This is a genomic window from Sinorhizobium sp. NFACC03 (assembly GCF_900103435.1).
Classification (GTDB): Bacteria; Pseudomonadota; Alphaproteobacteria; order Rhizobiales; family Rhizobiaceae; genus Ensifer.
Genome location: NZ_FMXF01000034.1, coordinates 18,056 through 36,778 on the forward strand (window position 1 = coordinate 18,056; position 18,723 = coordinate 36,778).

Genomic DNA, 18,723 nt, shown 5'->3' on the forward strand with positions numbered 1-18,723 from the left:
TTGTTTGATCAGGCCTTGGCGACGTGAACGTCGCGGGGAAGGGAAGAGAGAACCTCCGGCCCGTCCTCGCGCAGGATGACGATGTCTTCCAGCCGGATGCCGAAGCGGCCGGGCAGATAAATGCCGGGCTCGATCGAGAAGACCATGCCTTCTTCCAGCACGGTTTCCGAAGTGGCGGTGATGTAGGGCGGCTCATGGCCGTCGATGCCCATGCCGTGGCCGGTGCGGTGAACGAAGTATTCGCCGTAGCCGGCATCGCTGATCACCTTGCGGGCGGCCGCGTCGACATCCTTGGCGAGCACGCCGGGACGGGCGGCCTTCAACGCTGCCTGCACGGCCCTTTCCACGATCGTGTGGATCTGGCCGTATCCCTCAGGCGCGCGGCCGACGATTGCCATGCGGGTGATGTCGCTCGGGAAACCCTGCTTGCGGCCGCCGATATCGATGACCACGGCATCGCCTTCCTCGATCACCCGCTCGCTCGCCGAGTGGTGCGGGAAGGCGCCATTGCCGCCGGCGCCGACGATCCAGAAGGCCGGGGCCGCACCTTCCGAGGAGAAGTGTCCGCGGATCTCGGCGGCCAGTTCCTTCTCGGTCATGCCCGGGCGGATCTTGGAAAACGCCGCCTGCATGGCGCGGTCGGCGATGCCGGCGTTCATCTTCAAAAGCGCGTATTCGCTCTTGTCCTTGCGCATGCGCAGGGCGCCGAGCGTTGCCGGGGTGAATTCGCGCGCGGTATCCTCCGGCAGCGCATCGATCAGCAGCAGGGCGAAATCGGCGCGCATGGTCTCGTCGAGCACGACGCAGCCAGGTGCAGCCGCGCCGACATCGGCGAGGGCAGACGTCAGAGCATCGGTTGGGCCCACGTCATCAGCCCAGTTGTGGAAGGCGATGTCGGTGTGTTCGCGCGTGCCCTCGGCGTTGAGCGCCGGCATCAGGAAGGCTTCCTTTTCCGGGCCGATCAGAAGCAGGCAGGGGCGCTCGTCCGGATGCGGATGGTAGCCGATCAGCCAATCCATGTGCGATCCGGGCGCGAGCGCGACGAGGCCGACTTTGCTTTCGGCCATCTTGCGGCGGAGCGCAGCAAAACGGCTCTTGGTGAGTTCGTTCATGGTGTTTCCAGTTCTGGCTTGAGGATGCGCTCGCCATTCACGCGGCTGTAGCGCTCATCGACGGGCGGATGGGGTGGCCGGGCGGACCGGCGTGATGTGGCGGTTTTGGGGAATGCTATAGGCCGGCGCAGGTGTTGCCCCAGGCTGAAAATCTTTGGCTCTTCAAGCGGACTCCTCCCCCTCGAATGCGCGGGCATTGGGCCGGAAGGCTCGCGCCTCCCGTCGCTATGCATCTGTATTTTCACGACTTTGGTGCCGTGCCTGAGCGTTGTCAATACGGAATTTTAGTCACACTAAAATTTATGAGGCCGTGGCCTGCCGTGGGCTCAGGCCGCCAGCCACAGAAGGCGCGCGACCGCCTGCTGGTCGAAGCCGCCGATCCCCTCCCGGATGTCGGCAGCGATCGCATCGGCAACGGCCTCCTCGTCACGCCGCCTAAGGGCATCGATGGCCTCGCGGTGCCGATCCACGACATAGAGTTCGGTGACGTGCTCCATGGCGATGCCGAGGATGGGCCCGAGTTGCAGCCACACGCTTTCGATCAGCGGCATGGCGACCGGATCCGGATTGGCCGTGTAGATCATCCGATGGAACGCCTGGTTGGCGATCAGCGCTGCCACCTTGTTCCCCTTGCGGATCTCCGTCTCGATACTGTCATCGATTGCCGTGATTTTCTCGATCTGGCGCTCGGAGAGATGGGCGACAGCCCGGCGGGCGGCATGGCTTTCGAGCGCGATACGGAGCAAGATCAGCTCCTCGAAACGCGCGGGCGTGATGTGCGGCACGACGATACGGCGGTTCTCAAGGAATTGCAGCGCGCCGATCGACGTCAGCTGACGTAGCGCCTCGCGTACCGGCGTCGGGCTGCTTTCGAGCGCTTCGGCAAGGCCGCGGATGGTGACGGATGTGCCGGGGCGGAAGGCGCCGACCATGATCGCCTGGCGCAGCCGGTTGAAGGCATAGTCATGCGTGGTCATGCCGTCGGGTCGGGCAAGTGGCGGCAAAACAAGGGGTTTCACGATCGCATATCCTTCTGCCTGGCGTCCTTCATGCGCCTGATACCATTGCCGATGCTTGACTCCAATTCCTGAATTATGTCAATTATCACAAAATGTGATCACAAAAAGAGATTTGCGATATGTCGCTCGACGCGGAAGACCCCAGCGCATTCAAGGCATGGCTCGAGCAGAACGGGCCGATCGAAAGCATCCAGGCGGTGGTCTGCGACCTCAACGGCATCATGCGGGGCAAGCGCGTGCCGGTGGAGCAGGCGGCGAAGGTGCTCGGCGGCGGCATCCGCATGCCGCTCTCGATTGTCGGGGTCGATGTCTGGGGCGAGGATATCATCAACAGCGAGCAGGTGTTCGCCAGCGGCGACCGCGACGGTATCTGCGGTGTCACCGGCCGCGGCGCGCTGCCGGTCAACTGGACCTCCCGGCCGAGCGCCTTGGTGCCGCTCTGGCTGCAGCTTGAGGACGGCAAGCCGTTTCTTGCCGATCCGCGCCAGGCGCTGGCGGCGGTCGTGCGCGAATATCAGGAACTCGGTCTTCGCCCCGTCGTTGCGACCGAACTGGAGTTCTACCTGATCGATCCGGAGCCCGACAGCGCGGTGCCGCCGATCTCGCCCTATACCGGCAAGCGCCTCGATTCCGATGCGATCCTGTCGATCGACGAGCTCGACGATTTCGGCGAGTTCTTCTCGGACGTCTACAAGGAATGTGCCCGGCAGAACGTGCCGGCGGATGCGGCGATCGCCGAGAACGGCATCGGCCAGTTCGAGATCAATCTACTCCACACCGACGACCCGCTGAAGGCGGCCGACGACGCCATCTTCTTCAAGCGCATCGTCAAGGGTGTCGCGCGCAAGCATGGCCTCGCCGCCACCTTCATGGCCAAGCCCTACGGCACACGGTCGGGCAACGGCATGCATATCCATTTCAGCCTGCTCGACGAGGAGGGCAACAACGTCTTCAACGACGGCAGCGACGAAGGTTCGCCAATGCTGAAGAACGCCGTTGCCGGCCTCTTGCGCGGCATGGCCGAGACGACGCTGCTGTTTGCGCCGCATTTCAACTCCTATCGCCGCTTGAGGCCGGACACGCACGCGCCGACGGCCGTCTGCTGGGGCTATGAGAACCGCACCTCGGCAATCCGCATTCCAGGCGGCAATCCGGCCGCGCGCCGCATCGAGCATCGCGTCGCCGGCGCCGACGCCAATCCCTATCTCGTCATCGCCGCGATCCTCGGCGCTGCCTTGGTCGGCATCCGCAACAAGTGGAAGCCGCCGGCGCCTGTTTCGGGTCGGGCCTATGCAGCGGAGAAACTGCCCAAAATTCCCTCGGAATGGGGGCAAGCGGTCGATAGCTTCGAGGCAGGACCGATTGCCGCCGAAATTTTCGATCCCGTGCTGCGCTCGATGCTGATCGCGTGCAAACGCCAGGAGATTGCAGGCTTTGCCGAGCAGGTCACGGATTACGAATTCAGCGCCTATCTGGAAATTGTCTGATGGTCACGAAACAGAACTCCTATGCCGGCGACGGCAGCTACCCGACCAGCTACTACGCCGCATCCCGCAACATCATCCGCACGCCGGTCCGGCTTCAGGGCCGCGTCGAGACCGACGTGTGCGTTGTCGGTGCCGGTTACTCCGGCCTGTCGACGGCGATCCACCTTGCGGAAAAAGGCTACAAGGTCGTCGTCGTCGAGGGCGCCCAGGTCGGTTGGGGCGCATCCGGCCGCAACGGCGGCCAGGTGGTCAACGGCCTCAACGCCAGCCTATCGACGATCCAGCGCCGCTACGGCGACGATGCCGCGCGCTTCATCGGCGGGCTGGTGCAGGAAGGCGGCAAGATCATCCGTCGTCTCGTCAGCCAGTATCAGATCGACTGCGACCTGAAGCCGGGCAACATCTATGCCGCCTATACGCCGGCGCATATGAAGGAACTCGAAGCCAAGCAGGCGCTCTGGCGCAAATACGGCATGGACGATCACCAGCTTCTCGATCGTGACGCGCTTCGCAAGCTCGTCACGTCGGATGCCTATTGCGGCGGCATGCTCGACACGACCGGTGGGCACATGCATCCGCTCAATCTCGTGCTCGGCGAGGCGCGCGCGCTCGAAAGCATCGGTGGCACGATCTACGAACAGTCGCCCGTGACGCGCGTCGACCACGAGGCGGCGCGGCCGACCGTCTATACCGAAGGCGGCGAGGTTTCGGCACGTATTGTCGTGCTTTGCGGCAATGCCTATCTCGGCGACGCGGTGCCGAAGCTCGTTTCGCGCGTCATGCCTGTTTCGACGCAGATGATCACGACGGCGCCGCTCGGCGAAGAGCTCGCCCATTCGCTGATCCCGAGCGACATGTGCGTCGAGGACGTGCGCTATATTCTCGACTACTTCCGGCTTTCCGCCGACAAGCGGATGATCTTCGGCGGCGGCACCGTCTATGGTGGCACCGATCCGGCCGATGTGGTCGCCAAGCTGAAGCCCAATCTTGAAAAGGTGTTCCCTGAGCTCAAGGGCGTGAAGATCGACTATGCGTGGAGCGGCAATTTCGCGCTCTCCTTCACGCGCGTGCCGCAGATGGGCCGGATCGGCTCCAACACCTATTTCGCCCACGGCTACAGCGGCCATGGGGTCACCGGATCGCATCTCTTCGGCCGCACACTCGCCGAAGCGATCGATGGCGACACCACGCGCTACGACGTCTTCGAAAAGCTGCCCTGGTATCCCTTCCCGGGCGGGCGCATGTTCCGGGCGCAATATTCGACGATCGGTTCCTGGTGGTACCAGTTCAAGGACGCGGTCGGATTGTAGGGCAAAAGGCCGATGCTCTGTGATGGGGTGGCTTGCCATAAAGCCGGCCACGCCCCTTGCGCGCGAGTCGAATGGCAGATTTCCCGCGGAGTGTAATTCCGCCTTGCCGGCTGATGCGCTAGTATTAATCCCTTACTGCACGGTTCCTCAAATCGTCGCCGATTTGAGGATGCAGAAAATCAAAAGTGCTACAGCGACCTTTGCGCGTCCGATAAGACGCGCGGCGCTGTAGCGCATTGGTTCGCCCGTTCGAAGGGCCCGTTGCATCTTTGGCATGCGGCCAATCCGTGGGAGCGGTGCTCGCGTGCAAACGGATACCAAGGAGGGCCCGCATTTCTGCGGGCAAGGCAGGCGGGGAGCATATGACTCCCGATTGATTTCCTGGGAGGCCTCGAGATGTTCGTGCGCTTTGGCTATGAAATCGGCATTCGTTGCCCGCAACCGACCCCGATGATGACCTATCTTTCCGTCGTGCCGGAACGGCGCGCAACTCTTCGGCGCGAACATGGGCCGGTTTCCATGCCAATCGTGAAGATGGAAGAGATCACCGATCCGCATGGCAATACATGTTTCCGGATGACCGTGCCCGAAGGCGACTTCAAGCTCTCCTATGACGCGGTGATTGAGGATGACGGCAGGCTCGACGCCTCCGATCCGCTGGCCGATGCTGTGCCGGTCGAAAACCTGCCGGCCGCTTGGCTACCCTATCTCGCGGCCAGCCGTTACTGCGAAACGGATCGGCTCGGTACGCTCGCGTGGCGACTGTTCGGAGATGTGCCTGCCGGTTGGCAGCGCGTGCAGGCGATTTGCGACTATGTGCATGAGCGCCTGGTCTTCAGCTACGGCTATGCCCAGGCAATGCGCACCGCGCTCGAAGCCCATGAGGATCGCGTCGGCGTCAGCCGCGACTATGCGCATCTGGCGATCACCTTCTGCCGCTGCATGAACATGCCGGCGCGCTATGTGAACGGCTACATGGCCGACATCCCGAAGAGCGATCATCCGGCGCCGATGGATTTCAACGCGTGGTTCGAAGTCTTTCTTGGAGATCGCTGGCATACGTTCGACGCCAAGAACAATCAGCGACGGGCAGGGCGGATTGCGGTCGCTCGCGGCCGTGACGCGGCCGACATTCCGCTGATCCAGACTTTCGGTAAACACGAACTGACCGCCTTCACCGTCTGGACCTGTGTCGAGGCCGACAGTGCGCTTACGCGCTCGCATCACGGCTCCGATGTTTCGTTGCTGACCCCGTGGTTCAGCGAAACCTGGTCGAAACACCTCCTGGACCGCGACCGCAATCGCCATTAACGACGGCGGTTTCGCCGAACCGATTTTTTACGACATGCGCATTTAGCGGAAAATAATATCTATAAACTCAATCGATAATATAGGAGAACAAGAGAGAAGGCGGACGATGATCCGCTACTGCATGTTTCCTTTAATCGATCCGATTAAAGGACAAAAACATGCAGCAATTCAAAGTGCTACAGCGACCTTTGCGCGTCTGATAAGACGCGCGGCGCTGTAGTGAACGACGGAGAGACGCGATGAACGCTTCGAGACCGATGGTCCAATCCCGATACGCGGCTTACGCATCAGCACCCCAGCGCCGGTCGTTCGTCCATCTGGTCCCGCACGCTATTGCAATCGTGGCCGCATTCTCCTTCGTCAGCGCCGTCGTCGTGGGCGCTTTCTGATCTTTCTTGATTCAGCTTTGGCGAGACAGATGTTCGTGCACGGCGATCCAATCGCCTGACGATGCCCGCCGGAACACGATCGTTTCCCGTTCGTCCGCCGTCGCCGGTTCGCCTTTGAATTCCAGTTCCGTCTCGACGCGGTGCGTGAAGACCGCGACGTCACCCACCGCCTGGACATGCCGTTCGCTCGACCGGCAGCTGCGAACGCGAAAGCCGTCCCGCTCCTCCCATAGCGACCATTCCGCCTCATAAGCCGCACGGCTCAGAAGCGGCCGGTCCAGCGTGTGGAAGATGAAGGTGGCATCCGGCGCGAAGGCCGAAAAGTAGGAAGTCCGGTCGTGCCGCGCGAAGGCGGCAACCAGCCGGTCGGCGGCGGAAAGCACCGACTGTTCGAGATCCTGCATCGTGTTTCCTCTTTTATCCGGGCGCAGATTTGCTCCGGTCGTGTTTTTGTGATGGTCAGCGGGCCGCGATCAGTGTCGCGAGCGGACGGTTCTGGCGGGAAACGCGGGCCTTCAGGTCGTCGAGCGTCATTGGTTCCCGCTTGGCGAACTCGGTGAACATCATATTGAGATTGTTGAAGAACATCTCGCCGACCGCCTCGGCGTCGATATCGAGCGCGACGACACCCTTGGCCTTCAGCTTGAGGATCAGGGTCGAGATCTGATCGCAGAGCCGGCGGTCGAGTTCCGTGTAGCGCTTGCTGAACGGGCTCTCCGGCTGCTGGATGGCGATCGCCATTGCGGTGCGCCACATCTCCTTGCTGAGATAAATGAGCGAGTGGTCGTAATATTCGCCGATCAGCGTGTCCAGGGCACCCATGACGGAGGCGGGCGGGTTGTCGACGATCGAGCGGCCGGCAGTGAGCACTTCCTCGACTTCCATCGACACGGTGGCAAGCAGGATGTCGCCCTTGTTTTCATAGTAATTGTAGAAGGTTCCGACCGAGATCTCGGCGCGCTCGGCGATGTCCTCGATGCGCGCGCTGTCATAGCCGACTTCGCGAAAGAGCACGGCGGCGGCGTCAAGAATCCGCCGGTTCCGATCGGCTTTTTGCCGTGCGCGCAGTCCCGTCATCTGATGTTTCCCCGAATTATGAATTGGTTCAAAATTGAGATTGACTTAAAAAATGAATTCATTCAATCTTTTTTTGAAGACGCCGAAACGAGCGTCAAAACCATGAGGGTAACAGCATGATGCAGTCAGTTCGTGACGGTGCGCCCCTGCGCCGTTTTCTCTCCTCCAGCGCCGCAATCGCGATCACCACGCTGTCGGCGGTTGCAGCGCCTGCACCCGTCTTCGCCCAGGAAGAGCTCAATGCGCTCGTCTGGTGCGACCACACCGATCCGGCGCTGCTCGAGCCGTTCGAGAAGGCCAATGACGTCAAGGTCAACGTCAAGGTCTATGAGGGCACCGGGGCAGGGCTCTCGATCCTCGACCAATCGCAGCCCGGCGACTGGGACGTGCTCGTCATCGACGGCGTTGATGTGCACCGCGCCATCGATCTCGATCTTCTCGCCGAAATGCCTGCCGATGCGCTGCCGACCGCCGACATCTTCCCGGAAGTCCGCATGGAGGCCAACAACACCAAGGACGGGAAGACCTACGCCGTCACCGAGAAGTTCGGCTACAACACGATTTCCTACGACAAGACCAAGGTCGACCCGAAGGACATGCAGGACCTGTCGGTCATCTGGTCGGACAAGTACAAGGGCCGCATCGCGCTTTATGACTACTATCTGCCGATGATCGGTCTCGTCGGGCTTGGCCTCGGCAAGAAGACCTCCGAGCTGACCGAAGCGGACATGCCGGCGATCAAGGAAAAGCTTGCGGCGATGCGCGCCGTGTCGAAACAGGTGAGCGACGTCGTGTCCTCGCAGACGGCGCTTGCGACCGGTGAAGTCGACATTCTCGTCGGCGGCGGCGAGTGGATCACCGCGGTTCTCTCGGCCGACAAGCCGAGCCTCGACTGGACCATTCCGGAGCAGGGTGCGGTGCGCTGGGCGCAATCGATCGGCGTCATGAAGGATTCGACCAAGCAGGATCTGGCGCTGAAATTCGTGCAGTACATCTTGAGTCCGGAAGGCCAGGCGCGGCTTGCGACCTCGTCCTGCTACTGGGCGATGCCGGCCAACGCCAAGGCGGGTGAATTCCTGAACGACCAGCAGAAGACGGCGCTGCGCTTCAGCGAGCAGGCCGAATACCTGAAGAAGACGCAGCTCTATCCGATCCCGTCGGCCGAACTCGACCAGCAGTTCCAGGACGCCTGGACGGAGATGCTGCAGCAGTAACGACAAGGGCGGATGCGATCGGCATCGCGTTCGCCTGATCACCGCCGCTTTGGCGGCGCGCGGGGGCAAACCATGCCCGCAACCCCTTGAGCCCCGGGATAGCCATGGCAGACGCCGGAACCCTGACATCAGTGACAGCGCTCGAAGACGCCGACCGGCGCAAGGCCTGGGGCTTTGTTGCCCCGGCGCTGCTCTGGACCATTGCCTTCTTTGTCGTGCCCTTCGCCTTCATGGCGGCGATGAGCCTCTGGAAGCGGGAAGGGCGGGATCTCGTCCGCGTCTGGAATTTTGACAACTACGCGCGCTTCTTCTCCGAAAACGCGCTGTTCCAGGGGCTGGTCAATTCGCTCGAGATCACCGTCATCGTGACGGTGATCTCGGTGCTGCTCGCCTATCCGCTCGCCTGGATCATCGCCGAGCGGGTGCCGAAGCGGCTGCAGCGCATGGCGTTGATCCTGGCGATCCTGCCGTTCTGGACCTCCTATGTGGTGCGCTCCTATTCCTGGCTGCTGGTTCTGTCGAAGAACGGCGTGATCAATCAGCTGTTCATGAACATAGGCCTGATCTCCGAGCCGCTGGAGCTTGCCAGTACCCGCACGGCGACGGTCATCGGCTTCGTGCATTTCTTCGTCATGCTCCTGACGCTGACGATCTATTCCAACCTGATCCAGCTGTCGCCCAACTACCGCCGCGCGGCCGCCGACCTTGGCGCCAATGCCTTCCAGACCTTCTGGCACGTGGTGCTGCCCTTGACGCTGCCCGGGATCATGATCGGTGCCTTCCTCACCTTCGTTCTTTGCATCGGCGACTATGTCACGCCGCAGATCCTCGGCGGCAACAACGAGCTGGTGCTGCCGCAGATCATCATGCTGCAGCTTGGGCGCAGGGCGGATTTCCCGATGGCCGCGGCGCTGTCGATCGTGCTGATGCTCGCCGTCACCGTCGCCTACGTTGCCTGCGCCCGCTGGCTGAAGATCGAGAGGGCCTGACGATGTTGCGCAAGATCTCCGCAAGCGTTCTGTCCTGGACCTATCTCGTCCTCGTCTACGCCTTCATCTTCCTGCCGGTTGCCGTGCTGGTGCTCTTTTCGTTCCAGGACGGCCGGCTGCCGGTGCCGCCCTTCAACGGCTTTTCGCTGCAGTGGTACGAGGCGGTTTTCGCCGACCGCAAGCTGATGGCAGCGCTCGGCAACTCAATGGTCGTGGCGCTTGCCTCCTCGGTCATCTCGGTGCTGCTCGGCTTCCTCGCGGCCTATGCGCTGGCGCGCTACAAGCTGCCGGGCTCGGCCCTGCAGCGCGGCTTGCTGATCGCGCCGATGACGGTCAGCTACCTGATCATCGCGCTTGGGCTGCTGTCAGTGCTCAATGCACTGCACGTTCCCTTGTCGCTGATGACGGTCGGGATCGGCCATGTGGTGATCAACCTGCCGCTCTGCTTTGCCATCATCTACGCCTCGATGGGCGACCATCACATCAACATCGAGCGGGCGGCGCGTGACCTCGGCGCCAACGATTTCAAGGTGATGGCGTTGGTGACGGCGCCGATGCTAATGCCGTCGATCCTCGCCGCCTTCTTCCTCTCCGTCACCTTCAGCTGGGACGAGTTCATCATTGCCTTTCTCTTGTCGCGCTTCGACGTGACGTTGCCTGTCGAGATCTGGAGCATGCTGCGCTCGGGTCTCAACCCCAAGACCAATGCCATCGGTTCGCTGGTGTTCCTGGCCTCTGTCGCCGTGCTCCTCATCCTTGAGCTTTCCCTGTTCGGAAGGACGAAAAAACAATGACCGCTTCCGTCACGATCGAAAACGTCAGCAAGATCTTCGGCGCCTTCACGGCACTGGACAACGTCTCGCTCGATATTCGGGCAGGTGAGTTCATCGTCCTGCTTGGACCGTCGGGCTGCGGCAAGACCACGCTGCTCTCGATCCTCGGCGGGTTCCAGTCGCCAAGCGCTGGCCGTGTGACCGTCGCCGGCAAGGACATGACCTATGTGGCGCCGTCTAAGCGCCCGACGACGACGATGTTCCAGGACTATGCGCTGTTTCCGCATATGCGCCTCGTCGACAATGTCGGCTTTGGCCTCAGAATGCGCGGCCTTGCCAAGGCCGAGCGTGACGAAAAGGCACTGGGCTTCCTCGACCTCGTGGGCTTAAAGGCGTCCGCCGGCAAAAGGCCGCATGAACTCTCGGGCGGCCAGCGTCAGCGCGTGGCCCTTGCCCGTGCGCTGGCGGTCGATCCGGACGTGCTTCTGCTCGACGAACCGCTCGGTGCGCTCGACCTGAAACTTCGCCGACAGATGCAGGATGAACTGAAGGCGATCCAGAAGCGGGTCGGCACCACCTTCGTGCATGTTACCCACGACCAGGAAGAGGCGATGGCGATCGCCGACCGCATCGTCGTGATGAACCAGGGACGGATCGAGGATTTCGGCCCGCCCTCGGAGATCTACATGCGGCCGCGTTCGCTGTTTTCCGCGGGCTTCATGGGCGAGGTCAACTTCGTTTCCGGCCGTGTTGCGGCGGCGGATGCGAGCTCCGCCCGGGTTGAGACCGCGCTCGGCAGCCTGGCGCTGCCTGCTCAGAATTTCACGGCATCATCGCCGAAGGCCGGTGACCGCATCACGCTCACCATCCGGCCGGAGCATTTCCGCGCCGACGACCGGGCGGAAGGACCGACCGTGGCGCTCGGCGAGGCACGGGTCGCCGGCAGCGCCTTTTTCGGCACCCATTATCGCTGCCATCTGCAGCCCTGCGCCACGGATACCAGGGCGCTGGTGGCGCATCTGCCGCAATCGGCAAGCGTGCGCGAAGGCGAGATCGTGCCACTTGCGGTGCGCGCTGCCGACGTCGTAGCTTTGCCCGCCACTGGTGGACATGCGTAAAACGATGCGAAGAGTTGCACCTCAGGACTGGTATCGCGTGCGGCGGCTCGACGACGACGTCACCGCCATCGACGAGCCCTATATCCAGGAATTCTATCGCTGCAACATCTGGCACGTGCGCGGCCGCGACCGTGACATGCTGGTCGATAGCGGCATGGGCGTGGTGTCGCTGAGGGAATGGGTGCCACTCGTCACCGAGCGTCCGCTGACCGCCGTCGCCAGCCATACCCACTTCGACCATATCGGCTGCCATCATGAGTTCGATTGCCGTTGCGTGCATGTTGCCGAGGCCGGGCTTCTCGCCCATCCGACGCGCAAGAACACGCTCGCCGACCCTTACGTCGCCGACGAGATCTTCGACGCGCTGCCGCCCGAACCCTATGCCTCCACCACCTACGCGGTGAAGGCGGCGCCGGCGACGCGGCTTTTGGAAGACGGCGATCATATCGATCTCGGCGATCGGGTCTTCGAAGTGATCCATACGCCTGGCCATTCGCCAGGCGGTATCGCGCTCTTCGAGGCGAAGACCGGCGTCATGTTCTCCGGCGACATCCTCTACGACGGGCCGCTGATCGAGGACACTTATCATTCCGATGCCGACGACTATCTGGCGTCGATGGAACGGCTGCTGAAGGTACCCGCGCGTATCGTTCACGGCGGACATTTTCCGAGCTTTTCCGGCGAGCGTTACCGAACGCTGATCCGGGACTGGCTTGCTGAAAAACAAAAGACAAACTGACGGGAAGGAGGAGCGAATGCTCGACAAACGTAAATTCTACATCAATGGCGCCTGGGTCGATCCCATCGTCGCAAACGACCTCGAGGTCCTGAACCCGGCGACGGAAAAGCCCGTTGCGGTGATCTCTATGGGCACGGCCGCGGACATCGACCGGGCGGTGGCCGCCGCCAAGAAGGCCTTTGTCACCTATAGCCAGACAAGCGTCGAGGAACGGCTGGCGCTGCTCGAAAAACTGCTCGCCGTCTACAAGCGCCGCTACGACGAGATGGTCGACACCATTACCATGGAACTCGGCGCGCCGAAGACCATGACCCGCGAGCAGCAGGCCGATGTCGGCGTCGGCCACCTGCAGGGTTTCATCGACGCGCTGAAGCGGCTGAAGAGCCGCGACCGGCTGCCGAACGGCGACGTGATCCTGCGCGAGCCGATCGGCGTCTGCGGCCTGATCACGCCCTGGAACTGGCCGATCAACCAGATCGCGCTGAAGGTGGTGCCGGCGCTTGCGACCGGTTCGACCTGCGTCTTGAAGCCCAGCGAATTCACGCCGCTCAACGCCATGCTTTATGCCGAGATGATCGATGAGGCAGGCTTCCCCGCCGGCGTCTTCAACCTCGTCAACGGCGACGGTATCAATGCCGGTGCTGCCCTTTCCAAGCACCGCGACATCGACATGATGTCGTTCACCGGCTCGACCCGCGCGGGCATCGCCGTCAGCAAGGATGCGGCCGAGACCGTCAAACGCGTGACGCTGGAACTTGGCGGCAAGTCGCCGAACATCGTCTTTGCCGATGCCGATCTCGAAGATCGCGTGACCGGCAGTGTGCTCGAATGCTTCAACAATTCCGGCCAGTCCTGCGATGCGCCGACCCGCATGCTGGTGGAACGCAGCGTCTATGACCAGGTGGTCGAGATCGCCAAGCGCGTCGGCCGGGAGGCAAAGGTAGGTGACCCGACGCAGGAAGGCAGCCATATCGGCCCGCTCGTCAGCCATGTCCAGTTCGGCCGGGTGCAGGCGCTAATCGAGGCGGGCATTGCCGAGGGCGCGCGTCTGCTCGTCGGCGGTGCCGGCAAGCCGGAGGGCTTCGAGACCGGCTACTTCGTCAAGCCGACGATCTTTGTAGACGTCAACAACGACATGCGCATTGCCCGCGAAGAAGTCTTCGGGCCGGTGCTCGCCATCATCCCCTTCGACACCGAGGAGGAAGCGATCGCCGTTGCCAACGACACCAACTACGGTCTTGCGGCCTATGTGCAGACGGGTGACCCGAAGCGGGCCGAGCGCGTCGCTGCCCGCCTTCGCGCCGGCATGGTGCATATCAATGGCGGGCCGCACCGCTATGGCAGCCCGTTCGGCGGCTACAAGCAGTCGGGCAATGGTCGTGAGGGCGGCATCTTCGGTCTTGAGGACTTCCTCGAAGTGAAGACCGTGCACGTTCCGGACGCTGCCTGAGCCGCGACGCAGAGCGCCAAGCATTGAAAATCGGCCGTCGCATCCTGCGGCGGCCGTTTTTCTTTCAGGCTTCGGTGGAGAAGGGCTGTCGCCGGCCGCGCGCATCTGATAGCTGCGAGCACTCGGGCCTCCCGCCTCAGCCCCTCATCTCCCTCCGGACGTCTCCCGTGACCCAAGCATCCCCTTCAGCCCACAACCGTCTTGCCATGGCCGCGCTCCTGATCGGCGGTGCCGCGATCGGTGGCTCGCCGATCTTCGTGCGGTTGTCGGAAGTGGGGCCGATGGCGACCGCCTTCTGGCGGGTGGCGCTGGCGCTGATCCCGCTGCTCGCCTGGAGCTGGTTTCGCGGTGAGGGCGCCAACGACCGGCGCCCGCAAAAGCTCTCGGAATATGCGCTGCTGATCCTGCCCGGCGTGTTTCTCGCGATCGATCTTGCGGCCTGGCACTACGCGCTGACCAAGACGTCGGTCGCCAACGCCACATTGCTTGCCAACCTCGCGCCGGTCTTCGTGACGCTCGCAAGCTGGCTTCTGTTTCGGGCTCGCATCAGCACCATCTTTGCAGTCGGCCTCGTGACGGCCGTTGCCGGGGTGGTGACCCTCAAGGGTGGCCCGATGGCGCTCGGCGAGGGCAACCTCGTCGGCGACGGCATCGCCGTCGTCGCGGCGATGTTCTATGCCGGCTACATCCTGGCGATCGGCCGGCTGCGCAGCCTGTTCAGCACCGTGCGCATCATGATCTGGAGCACGGCCTCGGCAGCGGTCTGCATGCTGCCGATGGCAGCACTGTTCGAGCCATCGCTTTTCCCGGCGACGGCCTTCGGCTGGGCGATGCTGTTCGGCCTTGCCTTCGTCAGCCATGCCGGCGGGCAGGTGGCGATCACCTATGCGCTCGCCTACCTACCGCCCGCCTTTTCCTCGCTGACCCTGCTGTTGCAGCCGGTTGTGGCGGCAATCCTCGCCTGGATCCTGCTTGCCGAGCCGGTCGGCCTGATGCAGGCGATCGGTGGGGCGATCGTGCTGGTCGGGATCCTCATTGCGCGGCGCGGATAGCGCCGCGCGCTTTCTGCTGACTTCTTAGAGGCCCGGCGGTGTGAAATTTGCCAGCCGCTCTTCGAGCTTGCGGATCGTCTCTGCGTCCGCATTGGCAAAGGCGAAGCGCAGGTAGTTCTCCTGGCCTTCGCCGAAATAATCGCCCGGTAGGCAGACGACGCCGGCGAGCTTTGCGAGCTTCTCGGCAATGAACTGTGAGTCGATATCGGGGAAGGGGTGGCGGACGTAGGCGAAATAGGCGCCGACCGCCTGCAGCTTCCATTTCGGCAACCGGCTCATGACATCGCGCAGCGCATCGGCGCGCGCGGCAATCTCGGCGCGGTTGGCCTGGCGCCAGTCGGCAAGCGCGGGGATGGCCTTGGCGACGGCGGCCTGGGCCGAGCGCGGCGCGCAGATCTGCAGGTTGTCCATGATCTTCGTCACCGGCTCGATGACAGCAGGGCCGGCGGTGATGGCACCGAGGCGATGGCCGGGTATGCAGAAGGACTTGGAGAAGCTGTAGAGGCCGATGAAGCTCTCCTGCCAGCCTTCGCTCGAAAGCAGGCCGTGCGGCGCGACGGACGCGTCGGGCAGGAAGTCGCGATAGGTCTCGTCGAGGATCAGCCAGACACCCTTGGCGCGGCAGGCCTCGTGGATGCGGGCGAGCAGCTCCGGCGGATAGACGGCGCCGGTCGGGTTGTTGGGCGAGACGAGCGCAAGTGCCCGGATGCCGGGGCGAAGCGCTGCAGTAATCGCGTCGACCTCGGGCAGGAAGCCAGCGCCGGCGTCACAGGGCACGAGCTCGACATTGATGCCGAGCATCGAAAGCGTCGTTTCCTGGTTGAAGTAATAGGGGTTGGTCATCAGGATCGTATCGCCTGCGCCGGCAATCGCCATCGCCGTGCAGATGAAGGCCTGGTTGCAGCCCGAGGTGATGTGAATGTTGTCGGCCGTCACCGCCGCGCCATAGAGCCCGGCGACATGAGCCGCATAGGCCTCGCGCAGCACCGCTTCGCCTTCGATCGCGCCATAGCCGGTATAGGCGGTGGAGGCGGCAGCCTCGCCAAGCCAGGCCAACATGTCCGGATGGGCGGGATAGCCGGGCACGGCCTGCGACAGGTCGATCAGCGGGCCACGGGAGCCGTCGTAGGACTTCGCCCAGGCCAACACCGAGGGTACGGGCGGCGGCGAGAGCTTTTCGACGAGCGGGTTGAAATGCGGCATGGCGGGTGTTCCTGCGTTAGATCACGATGGTTTGAAGCAGGATGCGGGCGGAAAACCGCGTACATTTTTCCTCATCCTGCCTCAGGCCTTGGCTTTACGTTTCTGCGGGCGATCGGCGCGGCGGGCGCGGCTCGGCGCCGAAACCGGCTGAAAGCTGTCCTTGCCCGATTTACGATCTGCTGGCTCCAATTTCGAGGCCCGGCTGCGAATAATCGTGCGGGCCGAAGTCTGCAGCTCCGGCATAGGGTCGCTTTCGAGCGTCGAAAACATCCAGTCGATGAAGATGCGCACGATCGGGGCCGCCAGCACCTCGTTGCGGCAGGCCACGAAGAAGGCGTCGTTGGCAGGCACGGTCAGGTCGAAGGGGGCGATCAGTTCGCCGCGCGCGATCAGGCTGCCGGCGGTGATGGTGTCGCCGAGTGCCACGCCCTGATTGTGCAGCGCGGCTTCGGTCGAGAGCCGCGCATCGCTCATGAAATGCTGCCGCCCGCGCTGCAGGTCACTGGCATCGGCTGCGGCGAGCCAGGTGTTCCACTCGCGGCCGTCGTCGCCATGCAGCATCACGTGGTCGCGCAGATCCCGCACGGAGCGCAGCGGCCGCATGTTGAGCAGTGTCGGGCTCACGACCGGAAAAAGCTCCAGCCGACTCCAAAGCTTCGCCCACGCGCCCGACCAGTTGCCGTCGCCATAGATCAGGCAGACGTCGACATCGGGCGAATGCAGATAGGCCTCGTCATTGGAAGCGATCAGCGTCAGGCGCACGTCCGGATACTGTTCGGTGAAGAGATGCAGCCGCGGGATCAGCCAGAAGGAGAGAAGTGCGGGAACGCAGGTAATGCGCAGTTCGCCGCTCGTCGTCGGACGCGTCATCGCCGCCGTCGCCGCGGCGATCTCGGCAAAGGCATGGGTGACGGCCGGCAGGAGCAGCGCGCCCTGCGGCGTCAGCTTCAGCCGCTTGCCGCCCCGTTCAAAGAGGGCCGCCTTGACCGAGAGTTCAAGCGCGCGGATCTGGTGGCTGATCGCACCGTGAGTGACGTTCAGCTCACGCGCGGCAGCCGATACGGAGCCCCGTCGCGCCGTCGCTTCGAAGGCTCGCAAAGGGTTCAAGGGCGGCAGGCGGCTGGACAAATCGAGCGGTTCCGGCAATTGCTGTTATGTGAATTTTTCTCACACGAAACGCTATAACAATGTCAATTGATTTTCTAGGGGAATTGCCGCCTAATAATCGTCAACAAAGGCGAAAAAGCCTGGGGAACATGATCGCGCCGGATGAGCCGGCCCCATCCGCAGACAAAATTCTGTGGCGCCTCGCGCGCATGCCTCGGGCTATGGATGACGGAGGATTGAACCGATGGCCTGGGACGACAACAAGCTTGCCGAACTGAAGGCGAAATACGGCGAAAGCCATGGCGGCGAGCTGTTCGACCCCACCTTCCGCAAGGTTGCCGACAAGATCTTCAACAAGAGCGGCACGCGCCTTGCTCCCTATTCCGGCATCCCGACCTTCCTGACCGCGCCGCACATGCCGGTCGATGCGGAAAACCCGGATTTCGGCAACCTTCAGGTGGCGATCGTCGGCATTCCCATGGACCTCGGCGTCACCAACCGCCCGGGCTCCCGCTTTGGACCGCGGGCGCTACGTTCGATCGAGCGCATCGGTCCCTATAACCATGTGCTCGGCTGCACGCCGGTGCAGGAACTGCGTGTCGCCGATATCGGTGACGTACCGTTCCAGAGCCGCTACCGGCTGGAGCTCAGCCATGAGGATATCGAAAAGCGCATCAACCAGATCGTTGATGCCGGCGTTCTTCCGCTCTCGGTCGGCGGCGACCATTCGATCACCCATCCGATCCTGAAGGCGGTCGGCAAGAAGCGTCCGGTCGGCATGATCCACATCGACGCCCATTGCGACACCGGCGGCGCCTACGATCTTACCAAGTTCCACCATGGCGGTCCGTTCCGCAACGCCGTGCTCGACGGCGTGCTCGATCCGACCCGCGTCGTGCAGATCGGTATCCGCGGCTCGGCCGAATATCTCTGGGAGTTCTCCTACGAGTCCGGCATGACCGTCGTCCACGCCGAAGAAGTGACCGGCCTCGGCATTCCCGCGATCATCGAGAAGGCGAAGAAGATCGTCGGCGACGGCCCGACCTATCTCTCCTTCGACATCGACAGCCTCGATCCGAGCTTTGCGCCGGGCACCGGCACACCGGAAGTGGGCGGTCTCACGACCCGCGAGGTACTGGAACTGATCCGCGGCCTCAAGGGCATCAACCTCGTCGGCGGCGACGTCGTCGAAGTGGCGCCGCAATACGATTCGACGACCAACACGGCCCATGCCGGCGCGCAGGTGCTCTTCGAGATTTTGAGCCTGATGGTCTATAGCCCGGCCATTACCGGCAAGTCCGCCTGACACAAACGTTTGTCGGCTGCCGGACCGGAAACGGCGGCCGACCACCAGACTGCACAATCACAAAGCT

General features: G+C 63.0%; 17 protein-coding genes. 11 read left to right on the forward strand and 6 right to left on the reverse strand.

Features of this window, described 5'->3' with window-relative positions:
- Positions 1-8 precede the first annotated feature (8 nt).
- Both BLU35_RS29050 and BLU35_RS29055 read right to left on the reverse strand, forming a co-directional pair.
- The gene (locus tag BLU35_RS29050; RefSeq protein WP_093235628.1) at positions 9-1,112 is read right to left on the reverse strand and encodes a M24 family metallopeptidase; all 1,104 of its coding nucleotides are present in this window, start codon (positions 1,110-1,112) and stop codon (positions 9-11) included.
- A 326-nt stretch (positions 1,113-1,438) separates the two neighbouring features.
- On the reverse strand, positions 1,439-2,131 hold the full coding sequence (locus BLU35_RS29055) for a GntR family transcriptional regulator (protein WP_093235629.1): 693 nt from the start codon (positions 2,129-2,131) through the stop codon (positions 1,439-1,441).
- A gap of 119 nt (positions 2,132-2,250) precedes the next feature.
- Here BLU35_RS29055 and BLU35_RS29060 point away from each other — a divergent pair, with 119 nt between their 5' ends.
- The 3 genes from BLU35_RS29060 (at position 2,251) to BLU35_RS29070 (ending at position 6,239) form a co-directional block, all read left to right on the forward strand.
- The gene (locus tag BLU35_RS29060) at positions 2,251-3,618 is read left to right on the forward strand and encodes a glutamine synthetase family protein (RefSeq protein WP_057248989.1); all 1,368 of its coding nucleotides are present in this window, start codon (positions 2,251-2,253) and stop codon (positions 3,616-3,618) included.
- Complete coding sequence (locus BLU35_RS29065; protein ID WP_057248990.1) at positions 3,615-4,928, forward strand: NAD(P)/FAD-dependent oxidoreductase; 1,314 nt, start codon at positions 3,615-3,617, stop codon at positions 4,926-4,928. Before BLU35_RS29060 ends, BLU35_RS29065 begins: the two co-directional genes overlap by 4 nt.
- Before the next feature lie 396 nt (positions 4,929-5,324).
- Entirely contained in the window at positions 5,325-6,239 is a 915-nt protein-coding gene (locus BLU35_RS29070; protein WP_057248991.1) for a transglutaminase-like domain-containing protein, read from the forward strand.
- A gap of 400 nt (positions 6,240-6,639) precedes the next feature.
- Here BLU35_RS29070 and BLU35_RS29080 read toward each other — a convergent pair whose 3' ends face one another.
- Together BLU35_RS29080 and BLU35_RS29085 are read right to left on the reverse strand one after the other, a co-directional pair.
- Positions 6,640-7,032 carry a YybH family protein gene (locus BLU35_RS29080; protein ID WP_058326483.1) on the reverse strand — a complete coding sequence of 131 codons (393 nt, stop codon included), beginning with the start codon at positions 7,030-7,032 and terminating at the stop codon, positions 6,640-6,642.
- A 55-nt stretch (positions 7,033-7,087) separates the two neighbouring features.
- Positions 7,088-7,705 (reverse strand): TetR/AcrR family transcriptional regulator, encoded by a 618-nt coding sequence (locus tag BLU35_RS29085; protein ID WP_058326482.1) that lies wholly within the window; start codon positions 7,703-7,705, stop codon positions 7,088-7,090.
- A 119-nt stretch (positions 7,706-7,824) separates the two neighbouring features.
- Between BLU35_RS29085 and BLU35_RS29090 the strand changes: the two genes are divergently transcribed.
- From BLU35_RS29090 to BLU35_RS29120, 7 genes are all read left to right on the forward strand, one after another.
- Positions 7,825-8,919, forward strand: coding sequence for an ABC transporter substrate-binding protein (locus BLU35_RS29090; RefSeq protein WP_057249122.1), 1,095 nt, complete (start codon positions 7,825-7,827; stop codon positions 8,917-8,919).
- A 104-nt stretch (positions 8,920-9,023) separates the two neighbouring features.
- Positions 9,024-9,908 carry an ABC transporter permease gene (locus tag BLU35_RS29095; RefSeq protein ID WP_093235634.1) on the forward strand — a complete coding sequence of 295 codons (885 nt, stop codon included), beginning with the start codon at positions 9,024-9,026 and terminating at the stop codon, positions 9,906-9,908.
- A gap of 2 nt (positions 9,909-9,910) precedes the next feature.
- Positions 9,911-10,702, forward strand: coding sequence for an ABC transporter permease (locus tag BLU35_RS29100; RefSeq protein ID WP_093235635.1), 792 nt, complete (start codon positions 9,911-9,913; stop codon positions 10,700-10,702).
- Positions 10,699-11,799 (forward strand): ABC transporter ATP-binding protein, encoded by a 1,101-nt coding sequence (locus BLU35_RS29105; RefSeq protein WP_093235637.1) that lies wholly within the window; start codon positions 10,699-10,701, stop codon positions 11,797-11,799. The genes BLU35_RS29100 and BLU35_RS29105 overlap by 4 nt, the downstream gene beginning before the upstream one ends.
- A gap of 4 nt (positions 11,800-11,803) precedes the next feature.
- Positions 11,804-12,538 carry an MBL fold metallo-hydrolase gene (locus BLU35_RS29110; protein WP_093235638.1) on the forward strand — a complete coding sequence of 245 codons (735 nt, stop codon included), beginning with the start codon at positions 11,804-11,806 and terminating at the stop codon, positions 12,536-12,538.
- Between the two features lie 16 nt (positions 12,539-12,554).
- Positions 12,555-13,988, forward strand: a complete 1,434-nt coding sequence (locus tag BLU35_RS29115; RefSeq protein ID WP_093235639.1) for an aldehyde dehydrogenase family protein — start codon at positions 12,555-12,557, stop codon at positions 13,986-13,988.
- 206 nt (positions 13,989-14,194) lie between these two features.
- The gene (locus BLU35_RS29120) at positions 14,195-15,040 is read left to right on the forward strand and encodes a DMT family transporter (protein WP_093235640.1); all 846 of its coding nucleotides are present in this window, start codon (positions 14,195-14,197) and stop codon (positions 15,038-15,040) included.
- A gap of 24 nt (positions 15,041-15,064) precedes the next feature.
- On the opposite strand, the gene BLU35_RS29125 is transcribed toward BLU35_RS29120, so the two are convergent.
- Both BLU35_RS29125 and BLU35_RS29130 read right to left on the reverse strand, forming a co-directional pair.
- Complete coding sequence (locus BLU35_RS29125) at positions 15,065-16,243, reverse strand: aminotransferase (protein WP_093235641.1); 1,179 nt, start codon at positions 16,241-16,243, stop codon at positions 15,065-15,067.
- Positions 16,244-16,324: 81 nt separating this feature from the next.
- Positions 16,325-17,371, reverse strand: coding sequence for a LysR substrate-binding domain-containing protein (locus BLU35_RS29130; protein WP_093235653.1), 1,047 nt, complete (start codon positions 17,369-17,371; stop codon positions 16,325-16,327).
- Positions 17,372-17,594: 223 nt separating this feature from the next.
- Between BLU35_RS29130 and speB the strand changes: the two genes are divergently transcribed.
- Positions 17,595-18,656, forward strand: a complete 1,062-nt coding sequence (gene speB / locus BLU35_RS29135) for an agmatinase (protein ID WP_057249001.1) — start codon at positions 17,595-17,597, stop codon at positions 18,654-18,656.
- The last annotated feature ends 67 nt before the right edge of the window (positions 18,657-18,723 follow it).

Bases quoted from the DNA above. Each gene is read 5' to 3' on its own strand.
- BLU35_RS29050 (WP_093235628.1), bottom strand. From the start codon at position 1,112: ATGAACGAACTCACCAAGAGCCGTTTTGCTGCGCTCCGCCGCAAGATG.
- BLU35_RS29060 (WP_057248989.1), top strand. From the start codon at position 2,251: ATGTCGCTCGACGCGGAAGACCCCAGCGCATTCAAGGCATGGCTCGAG.
- BLU35_RS29070 (WP_057248991.1), top strand. From the start codon at position 5,325: ATGTTCGTGCGCTTTGGCTATGAAATCGGCATTCGTTGCCCGCAACCG.
- BLU35_RS29080 (WP_058326483.1), bottom strand. From the start codon at position 7,032: ATGCAGGATCTCGAACAGTCGGTGCTTTCCGCCGCCGACCGGCTGGTT.
- BLU35_RS29085 (WP_058326482.1), bottom strand. From the start codon at position 7,705: ATGACGGGACTGCGCGCACGGCAAAAAGCCGATCGGAACCGGCGGATT.
- BLU35_RS29090 (WP_057249122.1), top strand. From the start codon at position 7,825: ATGCAGTCAGTTCGTGACGGTGCGCCCCTGCGCCGTTTTCTCTCCTCC.
- BLU35_RS29095 (WP_093235634.1), top strand. From the start codon at position 9,024: ATGGCAGACGCCGGAACCCTGACATCAGTGACAGCGCTCGAAGACGCC.
- BLU35_RS29100 (WP_093235635.1), top strand. From the start codon at position 9,911: ATGTTGCGCAAGATCTCCGCAAGCGTTCTGTCCTGGACCTATCTCGTC.
- BLU35_RS29105 (WP_093235637.1), top strand. From the start codon at position 10,699: ATGACCGCTTCCGTCACGATCGAAAACGTCAGCAAGATCTTCGGCGCC.
- BLU35_RS29110 (WP_093235638.1), top strand. From the start codon at position 11,804: ATGCGAAGAGTTGCACCTCAGGACTGGTATCGCGTGCGGCGGCTCGAC.
- BLU35_RS29115 (WP_093235639.1), top strand. From the start codon at position 12,555: ATGCTCGACAAACGTAAATTCTACATCAATGGCGCCTGGGTCGATCCC.
- BLU35_RS29120 (WP_093235640.1), top strand. From the start codon at position 14,195: ATGGCCGCGCTCCTGATCGGCGGTGCCGCGATCGGTGGCTCGCCGATC.
- BLU35_RS29125 (WP_093235641.1), bottom strand. From the start codon at position 16,243: ATGCCGCATTTCAACCCGCTCGTCGAAAAGCTCTCGCCGCCGCCCGTA.
- speB (WP_057249001.1), top strand. From the start codon at position 17,595: ATGGCCTGGGACGACAACAAGCTTGCCGAACTGAAGGCGAAATACGGC.